We start from the raw sequence: 331 nt of genomic DNA, 5'->3' as shown, positions 1-331 counted from the left end.
GGAAACGCTCAAGGCCAAGATAGCCTTTGTCGGGCTAGTATCAGAAATCAGGCGCACTGAAGGCAGCAATGGCGTCTGGTTTAGAGTACGGTTAGGGCCCTATCCGACCAAGCGCGGCGCAGAGAGCGATAAGAACAAGCTTAAGCGTCAGGCAAAAATCATGGGCTGTGGCATCTGGTTGTGGAATTAGCCAAAGCGAAAGCCGTTATCGCCATGTAAATAACCAAGCAGGCACAGCAAATCACATAAAGGGATTGCAAGTTTACCTTGAAATCCCTTTTTCATGCCCATATTTCCTCGCTATTAGACAGTTACAAACACCCAGACTGGG

1 protein-coding gene is annotated in these 331 nt (G+C 48.6%); it reads left to right on the top strand.

Annotated features, from left to right (window positions below; translation table 11 throughout):
* Nucleotides 1-190 (top strand): SPOR domain-containing protein (locus CWB98_RS23485; protein WP_171045749.1); only part of this gene is annotated, 190 nt, incomplete at its 5' end.
* Nucleotides 191-331 lie beyond the last annotated feature (141 nt).

The sequence above is a fragment of the Pseudoalteromonas rubra genome (assembly GCF_005887115.1).
Taxonomy (GTDB): Bacteria; Pseudomonadota; Gammaproteobacteria; order Enterobacterales; family Alteromonadaceae; genus Pseudoalteromonas; species Pseudoalteromonas rubra_F.
This window is presented reverse-complemented; position numbering and strand designations above follow the sequence as displayed.